The following is a 20,120-nucleotide window of genomic DNA, read 5'->3' on the forward strand; positions in this document are numbered from 1 at the left end:
CAGGGACGATCGGACACAATGGCGCGGTGACGGGTGCGACGGGAGGCAAGCGGGCGGGGTCTCGCCGCGGACCGCGCGCCAAGAGGTCGCTCCAGCCGGTCCTGCTCGTCCTGGCCGCCGGCATCACCCTGTCGGTCGTGGCCTGGGGATACCTCGTGTACGCCGCCATCGACTTCGGCTCGAGCGCCCGCGGTGGCGACTCCACGGCCTGGTGGTTCCTCGGCCTCGCGTCGGTCGGCGCAGTCGCGTGCCTCTTCTTCGGGCTGATGCTGGTCGCTCGCCTGCTGCGGCGCCTCGGCATCACCAGGGCGCCCGAACGACCCGCCCCCGCCGCCAGTGGCGACGAGCCTGAGTCGCCTCGCCCGATCGGTGGTCGGCGGGCGGCTCGCTAGCGGTCCTTGAGCCGGCGCACGAACTTCAGGCCCGACCAGGTGTCGTCGATCGCGGCAACCTTCACGTCGACCCAGCCCAGGCGCAGTCCGAGGGCGCGCACCGCTGCGTCGTCGAGGTCGCTCACGATGCCGAGCGCCTTCTGCGCTGCCTTCTTGGGCCAGCACACCCACACCATCCCGGCGGTCACGGTCCGGTCGAAGATCGTCGGCAGCCGCGACTCCAGCTCGCCCAGTCGGGTCTGGAAGGTCAGCGTGACGTCGAGGCTCGATCCCGGCAGCCGGCGTACGACGCGCGCGCCGGTCTGGCCCAGCTCGAAGCCCGCAGGGGCCCGGTCGAGCAGCACCAGGTGCTCGTCCCCTATCCCCAGCTTGCGCAGCAGCGGAGTGCCTGAGTAGCCAGCCATGGCGAAGACCCTAGTGAAGTGCCGCGAGGGGCGGAGCCACGTGGCTCCGCCCCTCGTCTTCCCCGGTCCGTCGAGCGGGGTCGAAGCGCTCGACGAAATCTGTGTGGCCTCGAGGCAGTCAGTCGACAGGAATGAGCAGGCGCTGGCCGGAGACGAGCATCCCGGAGTCGAGCGCGTTGAGCTTCGAGATGCGATCGATCATCGAGGCGACGTCGCCGTCGTCGGCGGCCGCTGCGGCGATGTCCCACAGGGTGTCGCCGGGGCCGACCATCACGACGGCGGACGGCTCGGGCGTGCCGGCCTTGTCGGTGGCGACGGAGCCCGCGGCCACCACGATGCCGACGGCAAGGACCGCCATCAGGGCCAGCATCACGACCACGACGCGGCCTCGCCGGGTGAGGCGGACCGTGCTGCGCGGGCGGGTGCTCGACTGGAACATCTGGTCGATCGTCATGGTGCTCATCGGTGGCTCCTGGGGAAGTGGTCTTCTCGGTAACACCATTTCTAGTGGCGGCCACCGACAGCCGGTCTCGGCCTGCCTGGACCATCATCTCGATCAGGTGTTCGATCGAACGTGTGTACGACGTTAGAGCACGTGTTCGAACGACGCAAGAGGTCGACCGAACAATTGTTCGATGGATCTTCGACGGCCGGTGCGCCGACACGCCCGTTCGAACAAATGTTTGAACCGAGCGGCCGCGATGGCTAGCGTGTGACCCATGGCCAAGAAGATGACGGTGCGCGAGCTGCCCGACGGGCCGCCCGATGCCACCGGGCTCACCCCGCGACAGCAGCGCGTCCTCGCGACGATCAAGGACTCGATCGAGATGCGCGGCTACCCGCCGAGCATGCGTGAGATCGGCGAGGCCGTCGGGCTGACCAGCTCCTCGAGCGTCGCCCACCAGCTGAAGACGCTGGAGGAGAAGGGCTTCCTCAAGCGTGACCCCAACCGTCCCCGGGCGCTCGAGGTGTTCCTGCCCGAGGTGATGGCCGCCCGACGTTCGCTCGGCACGGCCGACGACTCGTCGTACGACGAGACCGGCGTGGGCGACCAGGTGCCGTCGGCGGCGTACGTCCCGCTGATCGGCCGGATCGCCGCCGGTGGGCCGATCCTGGCGGAGGAGCGGTACGACGACGTCTTCCCGCTCCCGAAGCAGCTGGTGGGCGAGGGCGAGCTCTTCCTGCTCGAGGTTTCCGGCGACTCGATGGTCGAGGCGGCCATCTGCGACGGCGACTACGTGGTCATCCGCAAGGAGCAGACTGCGGAGAACGGGGACATCGTCGCGGCACTGCTCGACGGCGAGGCGACGGTCAAGACTCTGCAGCGCAAGGACGGAAAGGTGTGGCTCCTGCCGCACAACCCGAACTACGATCCCATTGACGGCACTGACGCGACCATCCTCGGGAAGGTGACTGCGGTGCTGCGGCGGGTCTGATCACCCGGGAATGACCTGATCGGACCCGGGGTTCATCAAGGGGGACATCCCCGATGGCACGGGAGGGCCGATGAAAGACGCTGGTGCTGTGACCACGGCACCTGCTCTTGCCCGCCAGCGGACGAAGACCCGCTGGGCTCGTGCTGCCCTCGAGCTGCTGCTCATCCTCGCGCTCTGGGTGTTCTACAGCCTGGCCCGGCTGCTCGCCGACACGAGCCTGCAGCCCGCGCTGGCCCGGGCCAACGACCTGCTCCACGTCGAGACCCTCCTGGGCATCCACTGGGAGGTTCCGCTCAACCAGCTCTTCACCGACCATCGCGTGCTCGGCCTTGCCGGCAGCTACTGGTACGCCTCGCTGCACTACGTCGTGACCGCGGCCGTGCTGATCTGGTTGTGGCGACTGGGCACCGACCGCTACGGGCCCGCTCGGCGGGCGCTCGTCATCGGCACGCTGCTCGGCCTCGCGGCGTACCTCGTGATGCCGACGGCGCCGCCGCGCTTCATCAGTGGATACGTCGACGTCCTCAGCCTGCACGCAGCCGACGGCTGGTGGGGCGCCGACGCGTCCGCACCGCGCGGACTGGGCGGGCTGACCAACGAGCTGGCCGCGTTCCCCTCTCTCCACGCCGGCTGGTCCCTGTGGGTGGCCCTGGCGCTGCAGGTCTACGCGACCCGCAGGTGGGTGCGCGTGCTCGGTTGGGCGTATGCCGTGGGCACCGCGATCGTGATCGTCGGGACCGGCAACCACTGGGTCATCGACGCTGTCGTCGGCTGGCTGGTGATTCTGGTCGGCTGGGCGGCCGCCCGGGCCGTCGGTCGCATCCCGCTGCCGCGACTGTGGCCACGCAGCGACCGGACCAGACGAACCCTGGACCCACCACCAGCACACGAGGACGCCCCAGTCGTCGACTGATGGCGGGGCCGGATCCCGCCGTCGGTCGAGCAGCGAGCACCCGCGCTGCGGGGGTCTCGACAAGCTCGAACCACCGGCGACCCGCCGCCGACGCGCCGGAGTTGGGCGTTTCTTGGCTCGATCGTGGACAGTGGTGGGGTGCGCCTTCCTACTCTCGGCCGTCTGACCCTGCCCGCGACGAGCCTGCTCGTCGGCGCGCTCGCCTGGGGGGTCATGAGCGCACCTGCGTACGCCGAGGCGGACAACCCCGAGCTCGTTCCTGCGACCGAGACGGGTGCGGCCGAGGCCGCGACCAGTGCGCTCGACCAGGTCGAGGGGATCCTCGACCCGACGGCGGTAGAGAGTGCCACCCCGTCGGTCGGCGACAGCCGGGACCTGACCCTGGCCCTGCGTGATCTGCGGCTGCGTCAGGACGACCTCCCGCGCGCCGAGCGGGCGCGCGCCCGGGCGCTGGCGGAGCGTCCCCCCAAGGCGTACGGCTGGGCCAACGAGCAGACCAAGGCCTTCGCCGCGGTCGTCGTCCACTGGGATCTCGGCAAGACGCCGATGTCCCACGTCGACGATGCGGGCGCCGTGGCCGACCAGGTGCTGGCGACGTACGCCGCCGCCGGCTACCGGGCCCCGATGTCGGACGGCACCGCGGGCGGCGACGCGCGGCTCGACATCTACCTGGTCGACTTCGGGGCGGCCGGCCACCCAGAGCTCTACGGCTTCTGCGACGCCTCCGAGCTCCCGGCGCAGAACGGCCCGTACAACACGCCGGCGTACTGCGCGTTCGACCACGACTTCGCGAACTTCCCGCAGCGGTCGTGGATCGAGAACCTCAAGGTGACCGCGGCGCACGAGCTCTTCCACGCCACTCAGTTCGCCTACGACTACACCGAGGACGCCTGGTTCATGGAGGCGACGGCGACGTGGGCGGAGGACGAGGTCTACGACGAGATCAACGACAACCGGCAGTACCTCGCCGCCAGCCCGCTGCGCCAGCCCGGACAGGCGCTGGACCAGTTCGACGCGAGCGGGCGTCAGTACGGCGAGTGGATCTTCTTCCGCTACCTGTCCGAGCGTTTCCCCGAGGCACAGGGCGAGCTGCCCGTGATCGTGCGCAAGATCTGGGAGCGCGCCGACAGCTCGCGTGGCCCCCGCTACGACAGCTACTCGATCCAGGCGGTGAGCAGGGAGCTCGCCTCCCGCGGCACCGACCTGCGTCGCGTGTATGCCCAGTTCGGCGCCGCCAACCGGCAGCCGGGACGGCACTACGAAGAGGGCTCGAGCTACCCGAAGGCCAGGGCCGCGCGATCGTGGACCTTCAGCCCGAAGCGGCACGACACCCGCTGGCAGGTCGCAAAGGTCGACCACCTCGCCACCAAGACCGTGCAGGTCAAGCCCAGCCGGTCCATGAAGCACTGGCGTCTGCGGGTCGTCGTCGACCTGCCGAACAAGAATCGCGGCGTTGCCGCGATCGTGACGACGTACGACAAGCGGGGTCGACCGACCAGCCGGTTCGTGCCCGTGTCGAAGCGCGGCAACGGCAAGGCCCTCGTCGCCTTCAACGCCCGCAAGGTCACCCGGGTCGACGTCACCCTCTCCAACGCCGGCATTCGCTACGGCGGGTGCTGGCGCGACATGGAGCACCGTTACTCCTGCAGCGGCACGCCGAAGGACGACAACCGCCGAATGCGCTACCGCGTCATTGCGGTGCGCTGAGCCGCTTCAACGCCTGTCGTACGACGGCGGGGTCGGTCGTCGTCCACATCGGCGGCAGGCTCGCCTTGAGGAAGCTGCCATAGCGCGCCGTCGCCAGGCGCGCGTCGAGCACGGCGACGACGCCGCGGTCGGTGTGGGTCCGGATGAGCCGACCGGCGCCCTGCGCGAGCAGCAGCGCGGCATGGGTGGCCGCCACCTGCATGAAGCCGTTGCCGCCGGCCTGGTCGGCGGCCTTCTGGCGCGCGCTGAGCAGCGGGTCGTCGGGGCGCGGGAACGGGATCCGGTCGATCAGCACCAGCTGGCAGGTGTCGCCCGGGACGTCGAGGCCCTGCCACAGGCTCAGGGTGCCGAAGAGGCAGATGTGCGGGTCGCCGACGAACTGCGCCGCGAGCTCCGGCAGCTGCGCATCACCCTGGGCGAGGGTCGTCAGGTGCGGGAGCCGCTCACGAACCACCTCGGCCGCGGCCTCCGCAGCGCGGCGTGACGAGAACAGCCCGAGGGTGCGACCGTCGGCGGCGTCGACGAGCTCCACGATCTCGTCGAGCGTGGCCTTGCTCATGCCGTCGCGACCGGGGGGCGGCAGGTGCTTGGCGACGTACAGGATCCCCTGGCGGCCGTAGTCGAACGGGCTGCCGACATCGAGCCCACGCCACGGCATCACCCCGTCGGAACGGTCCGGCGCCGGCTGGCCCTCGACGACCCGCTCGGTCGGCTTGAGGCCCACGCTGGTCGCCACCGACGCGAAGTCGCCACCGAGCATCAGCGTGGCGGAGGTGAACACGACGGTCTTGTCGGCGAGCAGCTTGTCGCGCATCGGGCCCCAGACCTGGAGCGGCGCGACGCACAGCCGTGGGGGCATCCGCTCGGTGCCCTCCGACATCCAGAGCACGTCGGAGTCGAGGTCGGCGGCCATCCGGTCGGCGGTCGCGAAGACCTCCTGCACCGCGCCCCTTGCCTGGGTCAGCCCGGCGTCGGCGTCCTCGCCGGCCTTGGGGTACGCCGACACACACGCGCGGGCAGCGTCACGCACCAGCACGAGCGCGTCGGAGAGCTGCTCGGGGATCCGCTCGAACCGTCCCGGGCTGGCCTCCCCGATCGCGTCGCGCAGTGCGTCGGCGGCGTCGGCCAGGTCGTCGGCCTGGTCGCCCTCGACGTGGCGCTGGCTACGGCGGGCGGCGCGCTCGACCTCGGCGGCCCACAACTCGTCGGTCGCCGCCTGGGTCACCCGGGTGGTCAGCTCGTGGGCCTCGTCGATCACGACGACGTCGTAGTCCGGGATCATCGGCACGCTCTCGATGGCGTCGATCGCGAGGAGGGAGTGGTTGGTGACGATCAAGTGGGATCGGTGCGCCTTCTCCTTGGCAAGCTCGGCGAAGCACTCCTGGCCGAACGGGCACTTGGCCGCGCCCAGGCACTCGCGGTGGTTGACGCTGACCTGGCGCCACTCGCGGTCGGTATGTCGCGGCGCCCGGTCGCGCTCACCGCTGCCCTTGCCCTCGACCTCCTGCTCGGCCCAACCGCGCAGCTCGAGCACCTTCTTGCCCAGTGATCCCTCCGGGAGCACGACGTCGAGGGCGCCCTGCTCGTCGGGCACGCCCTCGCGGATGCGGTGCAGGCAGGCGTAGTTGGAGCGGCCCTTGAGTACGGCGTACGACGTGTCGACGCCGCTGTCCTTCACGGCCTCGACCAGCCGCGGCAGGTCGCGCTCGACGAGCTGGTGCTGCAGCGCGAGCGTCGCGGTGGCGACCACGACCCGGTCGCGATGGAGCAGGCTCGGCACCAGGTAGGCGAGCGACTTGCCGGTGCCGGTGCCGGCCTGGACGAGCAGGTGCTGCTCGTTCTTCATCGCGTGCGTGACGGCCTCGGCCATCTGCACCTGGCCCGCGCGCTCCTGCCCGCCGAGGGCTGTCACGGCCGTGGACAGCAGCTCGGTCACGGAAGGGGCGTCGGGCACCCGAGAACCCTAGCCGCGACCGGGGACTCGCCTGCACGACTATCCCCAGGGTGTCCTCCGGTGGTCGAGCAGCGAGCGCCAGCGAGCGTCGTCGAGACCCCCGCACCCGAGCGCCTGCCTTGGCTGCGAGGGTCTCGACAAGCTCGACCAACGGCTGTCGACCGCGCCCGTCAGTACCTCACGTGGTCGAGGTAGAGGTGGCCGACGGCGGCGCTGGTGAGGGGCGTGACGTCGGGGGTGTCGTTCTCGACGATGTACTCCTCCACCTGGTGACTGCGGAAGATCCGCGGGAAGTCGACGACGCCGGTGCCGAGGTCGCACATGTCCCCCGTGGTGACATCGCGATCCTTGACGTGGAACTGCCGCACCGTCTGCGGTGCGTCCCGGATCACGTCGATCGCGAACCGGTCGGGGTCGGCGGCGCCGGTGTTCACGCCTCCGGTGTAGGCCCAGTAGAGGTCGACCTCGAGGTGCACCAGGCGCTTGTCGAGCCGCGACGTCAGCACCTCCCACGGGGTCAGCCCACCGCCGAGGTCGATCGTGAACTCGTGGGCGTGGTTGTGGTAGCCGTACTTCAGCCCGTAGCGGCGGGCGACCGCCGCCTCGGCGTTCATCTGGTCGGCCCACAGCTGCCAGTCCGACAGCGAGTTCGAGTTGAGGTACGGCACGTTGACGTACTTCTGGCCGAGGATCAACGCGTTCTCCAGCTTGGTCCGCAGTGCAGCCGAGTCGGCGCTGATGCCGTCGTGGCTCGACGACGCGCGGATGCCGAGGCTGTTGAGCTGAGCGCGCATCGCACTCGGCGTACGCCCGTAGAGGCCGGCGAGCTCGATCTTCTCGTAGCCGTACTGCGCCAGGCGGTCAGCACCAGGTCGACACCGGCGGGCGTGGTCATCGCCGCCCGCAGCGTGTACAACTGGATGCTGATCTCGTCGTGAGGCACCGACCGGCGACGCCCATGGCCGCGGTCGTGACCCGCGGACGCCGACGCGGGAGCGGCCAGGCCACTCCCGAGTACGGCGGCGCCGGCGACACCCGCCGCCGCTCCACGGAACAGTGAGCGGCGGCTGGCGCCCTTCTCCTCGAGCGAGCGGCGCAGCGCGCCCTCGCCGTCATAGCCGAAACAAATGACGAACTTCCTTCCCGAGACGTGCACGTGCTCCCGGACCGATCGGTCCGGGAAGATCTACTCCTTCGTGGCGAACGCCGCGTCGAACGCGGCCTCCGGTGCGTCGAAGGCCAGGCGGCGGACGAACTCGAGCGCCTCCGGGGCGCCGACCAGGCGGTCCATGCCGGCGTCCTCCCACTCGACCGAGATCGGCCCGTCGTACCCGATGGTGTTGAGCATCCGGAAGCACTGCTCCCACGGGACGTCGCCGTGCCCGGTGGACACGAAGTCCCAGCCGCGACGCGGGTCGGCCCACGGCAGGTGCGACCCCATCCGGCCGTTGCGGCCGTTGCCGGTCTGACGCTTCGCGTCCTTGCAGTCGACGTGGTAGATCCGGTCCTTGAAGTCCCAGAGGAAGCCCGCCGGGTCGAGGTCCTGCCAGACGAAGTGGGACGGGTCCCAGTTCAGGCCGAACGCCTCGCGGTGCCCGATCGCCTCCATCGTGGCGACCGTCGTCCAGTAGTCGTAGGCGATCTCGGAGGGGTGCACCTCGTGGGCGAACCGCACGCCGCACTCGTCGAAGACGTCGAGGATCGGGTTCCACCGGTCGGCGAAGTCGCGGTAGCCGGCGGCCACCATCTCCTCCGTCGCCGGCGGGAACATCGCAACGTACTTCCAGATCGAGGAGCCGGTGAAGCCGACGACGGTCTTCACGCCGAGGCGCTGCGCCGTACGGGCCGTCATCTTCATCTCCTCGGCCGCCCGCTGCCGGACACCCTCGGCGTCACCGTCACCCCAGACCTTTGCGGAGAGGATCGCCTCGTGCCGCGCGTCGATCGGGTCGTCGCAGACGGCCTGGCCCTTGAGGTGGTTGGAGATCGCGTAGACGCTCAGGCCGTGCTTCTCGAGCAGGTCGAGCTTGCCCTGGATGTACGCGTCGTCCTCAGCGCCCTGCCACGGGTCGAGGTGGTCGCCCCAACAGGCGATCTCGAGGCCGTCGTACCCCCACTCTGAGGCGAGCCGAGCGACCTCCTCGAACGGCAGGTCGGCCCACTGGCCGGTGAACAGCGTGATCGGTCGTGGCATGTCAGTTCCTTTCAGCGGACACCGAGCAGGTGCTCCATCGCGAGCTGGTCGAGGGCTTCCAAGGCAACGCTGCGAGTGCGCAGCGCGTCGAGGTCGTACGACGCGTTGCGGACGTCGTCGAGCGACTCCCCCGGTGCGACCGTGGGCAGCTCGAGCTCCAAGACACCGGCCGCCTCGACCGCCGCGGCGACCTCGGGGTCGGCGCGGAAGGCCTGCACCTTCTCCCGCAGGATCAGGTAGTTGCGCATGCAGCCGCGAGCCGACTCCCAGACACCGTCCATGGCCTCGGCGCGCGGCGGCTTGTAGTCGAAGTGGACGTAGCCGTCGTAGCGCCGGTCGGTGCCGGCGCCGAGCATCGCATCCACGGTCCAGAACGCCCCGCGCAGGTTGCCCGCACCGAAGCGCAGGTCCTGGTCGAAGCGCGGCCCGTGCTGCCCGTTGAGGTCGATGTGGAAGAGCTTGTCGTGCCACAGCGCCTGGGCGATGCCGTGCGCGAAGTTGAGCCCGGCCATCTCCTCGTGCCCGACCTCGGGGTTGAGACCGACCATCTCCGGGTGCTCGAGCTCGGAGATCAGCGCGATCGCATGCCCGAGGGTCGGCAGCAGGATGTCGCCGCGCGGCTCGTTGGGCTTGGGCTCCAGGGCGAACCGCATGTCGTAGCCCTGCTCCCGCACGTAGGCACAGACCGTGTTGAGCGCGTCGCGGAAGCGGTCCATCGCCGCGCCGACGTTCTTGCTGGCGCCGTGCTCGGCGCCCTCGCGCCCGCCCCACATGACGAACGTCTTCGCGCCGAGCGAGGCCGCGAGGTCGATGTTGCGGAGAACCTTGGCCAGCGCGTAGCGGCGCACCTCGCGGTTGTTGGCCGTGATCGCGCCCTCCTTGAAGACCGGGTCGGAGAACGTGTTGGTCGTGACCATCTCCACGACGAGGCCGGTGTCGGAGAGCGCCGTACGGAACCGCTCGAGCGTCGCCTCGCGCTGGGCCTCGTCGGGCAACAGGTCGTCGTCGTGGAAGGTCACCGCGGCGGCGCCGAGCTCAGCGAGCTTGTACGTCGCCTCCACCGGGTCGAGCAGGTCGCGCGACGCCGGGCCGAAGACGTCGACGCCCTGCCAGCCGACGGTCCACAGGCCGAACGAGAACTTGTCGTCGGGACTGGGAGTGAAGCGGTCACTCATGAGGGGGGAATCTCCTGCCAGGTGCGGGTGTCTGAGCTCGTCTCGACCGCGGCCAGCACCTGCTGGACCTGTAGGCCGTCGGCGAACGAGGGGCTCGGGTCGGTGCCGTCGGCGATCGCGGTGACGAGGTCGACGACCTGATGGGTGAAGCCGTGCTCGTAGCCGAGCCCGTGGCCGGGCGGCCACCAAGCCGCGACGTACGGGTGGACGGACTCGGTGGCGATGATCCGCCGGAAGCCTGCGACCTCGGCGTCGTCACGGGCGTCGAAGTACTCGAGGACGTTCATGTCCTCGAAGTCGAAGGCCAGGCTGCCGAGCGAGCCGTTGACCTCGATCCGGATGGCGTTCTTGCGGCCGGTGGCGAAGCGGGTCGCCTCGAAGACGCCCATCGCGCCACCGGCGAAGGTGGCGAGGAACGACGCGGCGTCGTCCACGGTGACCGGGCCGCGCTCGGTCGAGGCCGTGCCCGAGAGTCCTCCCAGAGATCCAGCAGAGTGAGACTCGGCGTACGGCCGCTCCTTGACGAAGGTCTCGAGGCGGCCGGTGAGCTCGGTGATCCGGGAGCCGGTGATGAACTGGGTCAGGTCGATGACGTGGGCGCCGATGTCGCCGAGCGCACCCGAGCCGGCCCTCTCCTTGTCCAGCCGCCACGACAGCGGCGCCTCGGGGTCGGCGATCCAGTCCTGGAGGTACTGCGCGCGGACGTGCCGGATGTCGCCGACCCGTCCCTCGGCGACCAGCTGCCGGGCCAGCCCGATGGCGGGCACGCGGCGGTAGGTGAAGCCGACCATGGCGCGTACGCCGCGGGAGCGGGCCTGGTCGGCTGCGGCGGTCATGGCCTCCGCCTCGGCGACGGTGTTGGCCAATGGCTTCTCGCACAGGACGTGCTTGCCGGCCTCGAGTGCGGCGATCGCGATCTCGGCGTGGGTGTCGCCCGGCGTGCAGATGTCGACGACGTCGATGTCGTCGCGCGCGATGACCTCGCGCCAGTCCGTCGAGCTCTCGGCCCAGCCCAGACGGGCGGCCGCCTCGGCCGCTCGGCCGGCGTCGCGGCCGACGACCACCGCCATCTCGGGGTGGGCGGGTAGAGCGAAGAAGTGGGGCGCGGTGCGCCAGGCCTGCGAGTGGGCGTTGCCCATGAACGCGTGGCCGATCATCGCGACACGCAGGGAACTGCTCGGGTCGGTCATGCGATCTCCCGGGTGGAGGTGCCCGCCCCCGGCCCTGACGGAGAGGGGGCCGGAGGCGGGCAGGTGTCGGTCAGGACGTGAAGGCGGAGCCGATGAACTGGTCGACGTTGTCCGCGGTCACGACCGGCGCGTAGAGCTGGACGGTGCGGGGCACCTCGACCTCGACCAGGTCCGACATCGACTTGCCCTGGACCAGCAGTCGGGCGAGCTTCACGCCGTCGGCGGCCTGCGTCGACGGGTAGATGACCGTCGCCTTGAGGGCGCTGTCACCGGACTGGATCGCCTCCATGGCGTTCTTCGAGCCGGCGCCGCCGATCATCGTGAACTCGTCGCGACCGGCGTTGTCGATCGCGGCCAGGACGCCGACGCCCTGGTCGTCGTCGTGGTTCCACAGGTAGTCGATCTTGGGCGCGGCCTGGAGCAGCTGCTCGGCGGCGTCCGAGCCACCCTCGACGGTGAAGTCGGCGGCGACGCGGTTGTCGACGTTGAGGCCGCACTCGGACAGCGCGTCCTTGAAGCCACGACTGCGGTCCTGGGTCAGCGGCAGCGAGTCGATGCCGGCGATCTCGGCGACGACGGCGTCCTTGTTGCCGTCGGCCTGCTCGCACACGTAGGCACCGGCCGAGACGCCCATGCCGTAGTTGTCGCCGAGGACGGTGACGCGTGCAGCGTTCGGGTCGTCGAACTCCCGGTCGACGTTGATCACCGGGATGCCGGCGTCCATCGCCTTGAGGGCGACCGGCGTCATCGCTGCGCCGTCGAAGGGCAGCAGCACGATCGCGTCGACCTTGTCGTTGATGAAGGTCTCGACCTGGCTGATCTGGACGGAGACGTCGTTGGTGCCGTCGGCGACGCGGAGATCGACGTCGTCGTACTTCGCGGCCTCCTTCTGGGCGGACTCGGTGATCGAGCCCATCCAGCCGTGGTCGGCGGCCGGTGCGGAGAAGCCGATGACGACCTTGTCGCCGGACTCGTCGTTGGAGCCCGCCGCGGCCGCGGTGCTCGGGGCGCTGGCTGCGTCGTCGTCGCCGCCGCCGGAGTCGTTGCTGGTGCAGGCAGCGAGGGACAGGGCCGCGACGCCGGCGACCAGGCCGACGGCGAGGCGCTTCCTGGATCTCAGGGTGGTTGACCGCAGGGACATGGTGGTGCTCCTTGAGTGGTGCGGAGGTGTGGTGCGGATGTGGAGGTGGTGCAGGGGTGGTGCAGTGGCGGGTGCTGCTAGGTGCTGCTCCGAGACGCCAACCGCTGCTGCAGGAGCACGGCGGCGACGATGATGGCTCCCTTGAAGAGCTGCTGCTCGGAGAAGGAGCGGTTGTTGAGGATGAAGATGTTGGTGAGCGTCGAGAAGATGACGACGCCGAGCACGGTGCCGACGATGGTGCCGCGGCCCCCGGTCAGCAGCGTGCCGCCGATGACCACCGCCGCGATCGCGTCGAGCTCGTAGAGGTTGCCGTGCGTCGAGGTGCCGGTCGTGGTCTTGGCGACCAGCAGCAGGGCGGCGATGCCGGCACACACGCCGACGAGTACGTAGAGGTAGACGGTGTGCCGCTTGACGTTGATGCCGGCCAGGCGGGCCGCCTCGAGGTTGCCGCCGACAGCGACCGTACGACGACCGAAGGTCGTGCGGTTGAGCAGCACCCAGCCGATGATCGCGACGAGGGCGAAGACCCAGATCTGGACGTCGACGCCCAGGATCTCGCGGTTGAAGAACTCCTTGAACCCGCTGACGTCGGCACCGTCGGCGCCCAAGATCTGGGTCTTCTTGTCGCTGATGATCTCGGCCAGGCCGCGGGCGCTGGCCAGCATCGCGAGCGTCATGATGAACGGCACGATGTTGCCGTAGGCGATGAGCACACCGTTGATGAGGCCGCACGCGGCGCCGACGAGCAGAGCGACCAGCACCATCACCGACCAGTGGGTGTCCGATGCCATCGTCTGGGTGGACACCGTGGTGCACCAGACCGACGACAGGGCGACGACCGCGCCGACCGAGAGGTCGATGCCCCCGCCGATGATCACGAACGTCATGCCGATGCTGACGACACCGATCGTGGCGGCGAGCCGCAGGATCGTCAGGGCGTTGTCGGTCGAGCTGAACCGATCACCGGCGGTGATCGCGCCGACGATGCAGATCAGCACCAGCGCAACGACGAGGCCGGCGTTGCGGCCGACGCTGGTGCGCAGCAGGGCGAGGATCGGGTTGCCCTCCCGGTCCGTCTCGAGCGCCGCTTGCTCGACGCGGGCAGTGTCCTGGCTCATGCCGGAACCTTTCCTTCCATGACGAGGTCGAGGACCCTCGCTTCGTCGATCTCGGTGGCGGCGGACTGGTGGACGACCTCGCCCTCGCGGACGACGAGGACCCAGTCGGCGAGACCGAGGACCTCCTCGATCTCGCTCGAGACGACGACCACGGCGACTCCGCGATCGGCCAGGGACCTGATGAGCTGGTAGATCTCCGAGCGGGCGCCGACGTCGACGCCCCGCGTGGGCTCGTCGAGGAGCAGCACCCGGCAGTCGCGCAGCAGCCATCGGGCGAGCACGATCTTCTGCTGGTTGCCCCCCGAGAGGGTGCGGACGGCCCGGGTCACGCCGTCGGGTCGTACGTCGAGGCTGGTCGTCAGCTCCAGGGCGCGGCGGCGCTCCTCCCCCCGGTCGAGGAAGCCGAACCGGGCGAACCGGCTCATCGACGACACCGTGATGTTCTTGAACACGGCCTCGTCGAGCAGCAGGCCCTGGCTCTTGCGCTCCTCGGGGGCCAGCCCCATGCCGGCGCGGACGGACGACGTCACGGAGCCGCGCCGTACCCGCTTGCCGTCGACGCTGACCTCGCCCGACGAAGCGCGGCGGGCGCCGTACAGCGTCTCGACGATCTCGGACCGGCCGGCGCCGACCAGACCTGCTAGGCCGACGATCTCGCCGGCGCGCACGGTGAGGTCGACTCCCGTGAACACGCCGGCGAGGCTGAGGTCCCGCACCTGGAGCACCGGTGCACCGCGGTCGCGCGCGGTCTCGGGCCGGGGCGGGAAGACGTACTCGATCGAACGGCCGGTCATCAGACGGATCAGCTCGGCGGTCGGAGTGTCCGCGACGGCCAGGCCGGTCGCGACGGTGCGACCGTCCTTGAGGACCGTGATCCGGTGGCCGATCTCGCGGATCTCCTCCAGCCGGTGGGAGATGTAGACGACGGCGACGCCCTCCTCGGTGAGGTCGCGGATCACCCGGAAGAGGTTCTTGACGCCCTTCTGGTCGAGCACGGCGGACGGCTCGTCGAGGACGAGCAGCCGGGTGTCGTGCGAGAGAGCGCGGGCCATGCTGACGATCTGCTGGGACGCAGGCGAGAGCTCACCGACGATGCGGGTCGGCGAGATCTCGGGGTGCCCGAGCCGGGCCAGCAGCTCCCGCACCCGCTTGTGGGCCTGGCCGCGCTGGGTGAACCCGGCCCGGGAGATCTCGTGGCCGAGGAAGACGTTCTCGGTCACGTCGAGGTGCGGCACCAGGTCGAGCTCCTGGTAGATCGTCGCCACACCGTGCTCGATCGCCTTGGCCGGCGAGGAGAACGACGTCTCCTGGCCGTCCCAGGTGATCGTCCCGTCGTCCGGCTGGTGGAAGCCCGAGAGCACCTTGATCAGCGTCGACTTGCCGGCGCCGTTCTGGCCGAGCAGGCAGTGCACCTCGCCGGGGCGGACGTCGAGGTCCACACCGTCGAGCGCGCGGACGCCGGGGAACTCCTTGACGATCCCCGTCATCTGCAGCAGGACGTCTGTCATCGGTCTCCTCCCAGGAGGGCGGCGGCGCGCGGCGGCGCCACCAGGGTCGGGTCGTCGAAGACGGGCTCGAGGGCGACGGCGGCGCCACCCCGGACCGCGGCGGTGAAGCCCAGCGTCGAGAACTCGACCCGGGTGCCACCGGCCTGCGGCGCGAGTACGCCGGCGAGCAGGTGCTCCTCGATGGCGGGACGCATGTGGTGACCGATCTCGGCGAAGTAGCCGCTGAGCACGATCGCCGACGGGTTGAGCGCGTTGGTGAGCATCGCGGCACCGATCCCGATCCAGTTGCCGACCGCGTCCAGCGCGGCGATGGTCCGGGTGTCGCCGAGGTCGGCGCGCCGGTTGAGCTCGGCCAGCCGCTCGTCGAGCGAGAGAGCCGGGTCGCGCATCGGGTCGTCCGGGTCGGCGGCCCCGTCGAGCAGCGCACGCAGACCGCAGACGGTCTCCCAGCAGCCGACCCGTCCGCAGCCACAGCGACGACCGCCCGGCTCGACGATCATGTGGCCGAACTCCCCGGCGTACCCCTGGTGTCCGCGCAGCAGCCGGCCGGCCGCGACGATGCCGCCGCCGACACCGACCTCGCCGAAGATCACCAGGATGTCCTGGCGGTTCGGGTCGCCGGGCACGGCCTCGGCGATCGCGGCGAGGTTGCCCTCGTTCTCGATGGAGACGGGGTACGCCGCGCCGAGGCGGGCGCGCAGCTCGGAGCCGACCGGGACGTCGCGCCAGCGCAGGTTCGGGCCGACCGTCAGCACCTCACGGGGTCGGTCGAGCAGGCCGGCCACGCCGACGGTGACGCCGATCGTGTGGGCACCGCTGGCCCGGACGTCGTCGTCGGTGCGCTCGATGAGCTCCACCAGCCGGTCCAGCACCTCGTCGACGGCGAGCTTGTGGGCCTCGAGGGCGATACGGTGCTCCGCGACGACATTGCCAGCCAGGTCGAGGGCGATGACGGCCACGTGGTTGACGTTGATCTCGGCGCCGATCCCGCAGACCGCGGCGCCGTCGAGCTCGACCGACGTACCCGGGCGGCCCATCCCGCCGCGTTCGACGCCGGCGGCGCGGACCAGGCCGAGGTCGGCCAGCTCGGCGACCAGCGCGGAGACGGCGGTCCGGGTCAGCCCGAGCTCGGTGGCGAGGCGGGCCCGCGAGCGCGGCCCGTGGTCGCGCAGCTGGCGGAGGACGAGGGAGAGCTTGGCAGTGCGCACCCGAGACCTCCGACCCCTCGACGCGTGCCGTCAGCCCCTGTGACTGCGGTCACTCATTTGTTGAGATGCCGCACAAAGTAGGCCGCAACAGCCGAAGGTTGCAAGCGTTTCAAGCGAAAGATTCCAAAGTTCTGCACAAACTTTGCAAAGTCATCTTCGAAAGTTTGACCTAGGACGACGCTCTAGGGGGCGTAGACCGACGCGCTGATCATCCGGGCGGCACCGATCACGCCGCCCTCGTCGCCGAGCTCGCTCAGCACGATCGGGAGGTTGCCGGTGGCCAGCGGGAGGGAGCGCCGGTAGGTCACACCGCGGATCTCGGCGAGCAACGCATGCCCCAGTCCGGTGACCCGGCCGCCGATGACGATCAGGCCTGGGTTGAAGAACGACACCAGGCCGGCGAGCACCTGGCCGATGTGGCGACCGCTCTCGCGGATCAGCTGGACCGCCTGGGCGTCACCTTGGGAGACCGCGATGCCGACGTCGGCGGCCGAGAGCTCGCCCTTCTCGCTGAGCAGGGCGGCGAGCGCCGGCGAGCGGCCGCTGCGGGCTGCGGTAGCCGCGTCGCGAGCCAGCGCCGCGCCGCCGGAGAAGGCTTCGAGGCAGCCGGTGTTGCCGCACGCGCAGGTCGGGCCGAAGTCCTCGACCCGGATGTGCCCGATGTCGCCGGCACAGCCGTTGACGCCGCGGTAGAGCTCGCCGTCGATGACGATGCCGCAGCCGATACCGGTGCCGATCTTGACGAAGAGGAAGTCCTGGGCGCCCTTGGCCACACCCGCGTGCTGCTCCCCCACGGCCAACACGTTCACGTCGTTGTCGAGCATGACCGGGCAGCCGAGCTCGCGGGAGACCGCGTCGCGGACCGGGTAGCCGTCCCAGCCCGGCATGATCGGCGGCGACACCGACACCCCACGGTTGAAGTCGACCGGGCCCGGTACGCCGATCCCGGCCCCCATCACCTGGTCGACGCCCACCTCCGCCATCACCTCGCGCACCAGCTCCAACGCCGCCGCGAGCACGATCTCCGGCCCCTGCCGGATGTCGCTGGTGCGGTGCCGGGTCGCCAGTACGGTGAGGCGGCCGTCGGTGACACCCACGGACATGCCGGTCGCACCGATGGAGATGCCGACGAACCGGATGTCGGGCGAGAGGTCCACCAGGGTCGAACGACGACCCCCGCGCGACGCCGCCGGACCGGCCTCCTGGGCCAGGCCGAGCTCGGCCAGGCGCGCGACCTCCGCCGCGACCGTCGTACGGCTGACTTGGAGTCGGTCCGCGAGCTGGGCCTTCGAGAGCGCCCCCTCGTCACGGAGCTGGGCGAGGATCCGGGCCTGCATCGGGCTTTCGGCCCGGCCCGCCAGGGAATGACGCACGCGGGGAGTCTCCCACGGTTGTCCACAGAGACACCCGACAACAGGGACCTAGGGCTTGCGCCAGACCGAGACGTGACTCTCACTGTCGGAGGTGAACGCGCTCCGATCCCAGTCCGCGAAGCGCATTTCGAGCTCCATGCCAGCGAGCTCGGCCATCAAGTAGCGCTCGGCCGCCGCCTCGACCCACACGTGGCTGCTCGTCATACCGCCGAAGCCTCGACGACTGGATCGCACGGTGTCGAAGGGGTATTGCGTTCGAGCTGCCTGGGCTCTATGCGGGCGATCGGCGGATGCGGGTGAGTCACGAGACGATCAACCAGTCGCTGTTCATCCAGACCCAAGGGCGAGCTGAAGCGGGAGCTGACCGCTCATCTGTGCAGCCTCAACACCCGCCCCCGCAAGAGCCTCGACTGGCAGACTCCCGGCCAGGCACTCAACACGGGGCTCGTTGCAACAGCCAGTTGAATCCGCCTCCGCGTTGTTCATACGTTCGTGCGAGATTCCCGCACGAACGTTCGAACAACCGAAACGTGGGTGCCGCCAAGGAGCCTGTGGAGGAGGCTCGCCACCCTGGGGCCGACTGTGATGGGCTCGGGTGATGCCGTACCTGATGGACACCGGCGGCCGTCCACCCACCGGGGCGGCGGGCCGGGCAGCCCTCATACCTCAACGTGCGAGTACGACGAGTTGACTGGCGACGTAGTCGCCGAACTGGGCGTGGCCGGCCGGGGTGAGGTGGAGGCGGTCGCCGAGGTAGGGCAGGTCGAGGTGGGTGGTGCTGATGTAGGCGACGTCGTACCGCTCGGACAGCGAGGCCAGGAGCGCGTCGACGTGGGGTACGGCGCGGTCGCGGGACGGGGCGGTCGCGGGGCCGACGATGACGATGCGCTGGCCACGCAGCTCGCGCATCAGGCGGGCGAAGCCGGCGCGAATGTCGGCGTCGGGCTGGTCGTAGTCGTTGAGGCCACCCTCGACCACGACGAGGGCGGCACCGCGTCGCATGGCGCGGGGTGCGCGGTCGGCGAAGGCGACGTGTGAGCAGCTGCTGGCGTGAGCGCTGAAGCCCGAGCCGGAGAAGCCGGCGACGTGGACGGCACCCGGCAGCCGGGACGGCCACGAGTTCGTGGCGCGGTCCAGGCCGAGGCCCGCCGACCACGAGTCGCCGATGACGACGACGCGCTCCCCGGAGCCGTGGTCGGCCGCCGCGCGAGCGCGGGAGTCAGCGGTGAACCTCTCGCACCGGGGGACGTCGGCACTCTGGGCGCGCACGCCGAGCGCGACGGTCAGCGCCGCCACCATCACCGCAATCACGACCGCGCCCATCAGCCACGGCCGTCGTACCGACCAGATCAACGAACCTCAGCTCCCCGCGCTTTTCGCCACGCTGTGCCCCACCACAAGACTCAGCGACAGGACGGCGCAGATGTTCCGGAATGACGAAGATTCCTCGGCAGCGCTACCGAATCGTGATCTTCTAAGCCGGTGAGCGACCTCCTCCACGTCACCGGGCCCGACGCACGCACGATCGAGACCCTGGTGGGAGGAGACCCGGATGGGTTCGGTCTGCTCTTCCACGGCGGCTCACCGTCGGCCGTTGCGGCGTACCCATCGTTCGACGAAACCGCCCGTGCGCTCGGCCTGCGGCTGGTGACGCTCTCTCGGCCCGGGTACGGCGGGTCGACGCCGCGTCCCGCGCCCGGGCGGTACGCCGACGACGTGGTCGAGAGCGCGTCGGTGCTCGACCACCTCGGCATCGATGAGTTCATCACGCTGGGCTGGTCCGGCGGCGGTCCGCGGGCGCTCGCGTGCGCCGCGCTGCTGCCCGACCGGTGTCGCGCCGCCGCGTCGCTGGCCGGCGTTGCGCCGTACCTCGGCGAGGGGCTGGACTGGTTCGCCGGTATGGCCGAGGAGAACCACGAGGAGTACCACGCGGCCGAGCAGGGTCCAGAGGTCTACGAGGCGTTCGTGGTCGACCACATCCTGCCGATGCTGGCGGCGACACCCGACCAGATGGCCGAGGCGATGGGCGGGCTGGTGACGCCGGTCGACAAGGCCATGGTCACCGACGAGTTCGCGGACTGGATGAGCCGCACCTTCAACGCTGCGGGAGCGCAGGGCGCGGCCGGCGTCCGCGACGACGGCATCGCCGCGGTGAGCCCGTGGGGCTTCGACCTGGCCGACATCCGGGTGCCGGTCTCGATCTGGCAGGGACGTCAGGACGCGATGGTGCCGTTCGGGCACGGCGAGTGGCTCGCCACCCACGTGCCGGGCGCCGAGGCGCACCTCTTCGAGGACGAGGGACACCTGTCGCTGGTCGGCAGGCTCGAGGAGATCCTCACCGACCTCAAGCGACTCGCTGGGCTGTAGCCACCAGCGCCGGCGTGCGCCCGCGCCGGGACCCATCCGC

The 20,120-nt window shown here is 70.3% G+C and carries 19 protein-coding genes and 1 pseudogene; 6 read left to right on the plus strand and 14 right to left on the minus strand.

Annotation, left to right across the window (positions count from 1 at the left end; all coding sequences use genetic code 11):
• The first annotated feature begins 26 nt into the window (after positions 1 to 26).
• Positions 27 to 392, plus strand: a complete 366-nt coding sequence (locus tag ABEA33_RS10975; RefSeq protein WP_345526814.1) for a hypothetical protein — start codon at positions 27 to 29, stop codon at positions 390 to 392.
• Here ABEA33_RS10975 and ABEA33_RS10980 read toward each other — a convergent pair.
• Together ABEA33_RS10980 and ABEA33_RS10985 are read right to left on the minus strand one after the other, a co-directional pair.
• Positions 389 to 796, minus strand: a complete 408-nt coding sequence (locus ABEA33_RS10980; protein WP_345526815.1) for a DUF3052 domain-containing protein — start codon at positions 794 to 796, stop codon at positions 389 to 391. The genes ABEA33_RS10975 and ABEA33_RS10980 overlap by 4 nt on opposite strands.
• 118 nt (positions 797 to 914) lie before the next feature.
• Entirely contained in the window at positions 915 to 1,259 is a 345-nt protein-coding gene (locus ABEA33_RS10985) for a LysM peptidoglycan-binding domain-containing protein (RefSeq protein ID WP_345526816.1), read from the minus strand.
• Positions 1,260 to 1,515: 256 nt separating this feature from the next.
• On the opposite strand from ABEA33_RS10985, the gene lexA reads away from it, so the two are divergent.
• From lexA to ABEA33_RS11000, 3 genes are all read left to right on the plus strand, one after another.
• A complete protein-coding gene (gene lexA, locus ABEA33_RS10990) occupies positions 1,516 to 2,232 on the plus strand; it encodes a transcriptional repressor LexA (protein WP_345526817.1) in 717 nt (238 codons plus the stop codon).
• An 88-nt stretch (positions 2,233 to 2,320) separates the two neighbouring features.
• Positions 2,321 to 3,145 (plus strand): phosphatase PAP2 family protein, encoded by an 825-nt coding sequence (locus ABEA33_RS10995; RefSeq protein WP_345526818.1) that lies wholly within the window; start codon positions 2,321 to 2,323, stop codon positions 3,143 to 3,145.
• 138 nt (positions 3,146 to 3,283) lie between these two features.
• Positions 3,284 to 4,852, plus strand: coding sequence for an MXAN_6640 family putative metalloprotease (locus ABEA33_RS11000; RefSeq protein WP_345526819.1), 1,569 nt, complete (start codon positions 3,284 to 3,286; stop codon positions 4,850 to 4,852).
• Here the strand turns inward: ABEA33_RS11000 and ABEA33_RS11005 are convergent.
• From ABEA33_RS11005 to ABEA33_RS11055, 11 genes are all read right to left on the minus strand, one after another.
• Entirely contained in the window at positions 4,836 to 6,806 is a 1,971-nt protein-coding gene (locus tag ABEA33_RS11005; RefSeq protein WP_345526820.1) for an ATP-dependent DNA helicase, read from the minus strand. The genes ABEA33_RS11000 and ABEA33_RS11005 overlap by 17 nt on opposite strands.
• 170 nt (positions 6,807 to 6,976) lie before the next feature.
• Positions 6,977 to 7,663, minus strand: coding sequence for a sugar phosphate isomerase/epimerase family protein (locus tag ABEA33_RS11010; protein WP_345527103.1), 687 nt, complete (start codon positions 7,661 to 7,663; stop codon positions 6,977 to 6,979).
• Positions 7,664 to 7,992: 329 nt separating this feature from the next.
• On the minus strand, positions 7,993 to 9,000 hold the full coding sequence (locus ABEA33_RS11015) for a sugar phosphate isomerase/epimerase family protein (RefSeq protein ID WP_345526821.1): 1,008 nt from the start codon (positions 8,998 to 9,000) through the stop codon (positions 7,993 to 7,995).
• A gap of 11 nt (positions 9,001 to 9,011) precedes the next feature.
• Complete coding sequence (gene xylA / locus ABEA33_RS11020; RefSeq protein WP_345526822.1) at positions 9,012 to 10,175, minus strand: xylose isomerase; 1,164 nt, start codon at positions 10,173 to 10,175, stop codon at positions 9,012 to 9,014.
• Positions 10,172 to 11,365: a Gfo/Idh/MocA family protein gene (locus ABEA33_RS11025; protein WP_345526823.1), complete on the minus strand. Its 1,194-nt coding sequence runs from the start codon at positions 11,363 to 11,365 to the stop codon at positions 10,172 to 10,174. The genes xylA and ABEA33_RS11025 overlap by 4 nt, the downstream gene beginning before the upstream one ends.
• A gap of 70 nt (positions 11,366 to 11,435) precedes the next feature.
• Positions 11,436 to 12,506 carry a substrate-binding domain-containing protein gene (locus ABEA33_RS11030; protein ID WP_345526824.1) on the minus strand — a complete coding sequence of 357 codons (1,071 nt, stop codon included), beginning with the start codon at positions 12,504 to 12,506 and terminating at the stop codon, positions 11,436 to 11,438.
• A gap of 77 nt (positions 12,507 to 12,583) precedes the next feature.
• Positions 12,584 to 13,624, minus strand: coding sequence for an ABC transporter permease (locus ABEA33_RS11035; protein WP_345526825.1), 1,041 nt, complete (start codon positions 13,622 to 13,624; stop codon positions 12,584 to 12,586).
• On the minus strand, positions 13,621 to 15,132 hold the full coding sequence (locus ABEA33_RS11040) for a sugar ABC transporter ATP-binding protein (protein WP_345526826.1): 1,512 nt from the start codon (positions 15,130 to 15,132) through the stop codon (positions 13,621 to 13,623). Before ABEA33_RS11040 ends, ABEA33_RS11035 begins: the two co-directional genes overlap by 4 nt.
• Positions 15,129 to 16,340 carry an ROK family protein gene (locus tag ABEA33_RS11045; RefSeq protein WP_345526827.1) on the minus strand — a complete coding sequence of 404 codons (1,212 nt, stop codon included), beginning with the start codon at positions 16,338 to 16,340 and terminating at the stop codon, positions 15,129 to 15,131. The genes ABEA33_RS11040 and ABEA33_RS11045 overlap by 4 nt, the downstream gene beginning before the upstream one ends.
• A 182-nt stretch (positions 16,341 to 16,522) precedes the next feature.
• Positions 16,523 to 17,713, minus strand: coding sequence for an ROK family transcriptional regulator (locus ABEA33_RS11050; RefSeq protein ID WP_345526828.1), 1,191 nt, complete (start codon positions 17,711 to 17,713; stop codon positions 16,523 to 16,525).
• Between the two features lie 48 nt (positions 17,714 to 17,761).
• Positions 17,762 to 17,917 (minus strand): hypothetical protein, encoded by a 156-nt coding sequence (locus ABEA33_RS11055; protein ID WP_345526829.1) that lies wholly within the window; start codon positions 17,915 to 17,917, stop codon positions 17,762 to 17,764.
• Between the two features lie 44 nt (positions 17,918 to 17,961).
• Between ABEA33_RS11055 and ABEA33_RS27450 the strand changes: the two are divergent.
• Positions 17,962 to 18,088, plus strand: a pseudogene (locus ABEA33_RS27450) (IS30 family transposase); the annotation flags it as partial.
• 291 nt (positions 18,089 to 18,379) lie between these two features.
• Here the strand turns inward: ABEA33_RS27450 and ABEA33_RS11060 are convergent.
• Positions 18,380 to 19,036: an SGNH/GDSL hydrolase family protein gene (locus ABEA33_RS11060; protein ID WP_345526830.1), complete on the minus strand. Its 657-nt coding sequence runs from the start codon at positions 19,034 to 19,036 to the stop codon at positions 18,380 to 18,382.
• A 159-nt stretch (positions 19,037 to 19,195) separates the two neighbouring features.
• Between ABEA33_RS11060 and ABEA33_RS11065 the strand changes: the two genes are divergently transcribed.
• On the plus strand, positions 19,196 to 20,080 hold the full coding sequence (locus ABEA33_RS11065; RefSeq protein ID WP_345526831.1) for an alpha/beta fold hydrolase: 885 nt from the start codon (positions 19,196 to 19,198) through the stop codon (positions 20,078 to 20,080).
• Positions 20,081 to 20,120: the final 40 nt, after the last annotated feature.

It is taken from the genome of Nocardioides endophyticus (assembly GCF_039543845.1).
Lineage (GTDB): Bacteria > Actinomycetota > Actinomycetes > Propionibacteriales > Nocardioidaceae > Nocardioides > Nocardioides endophyticus.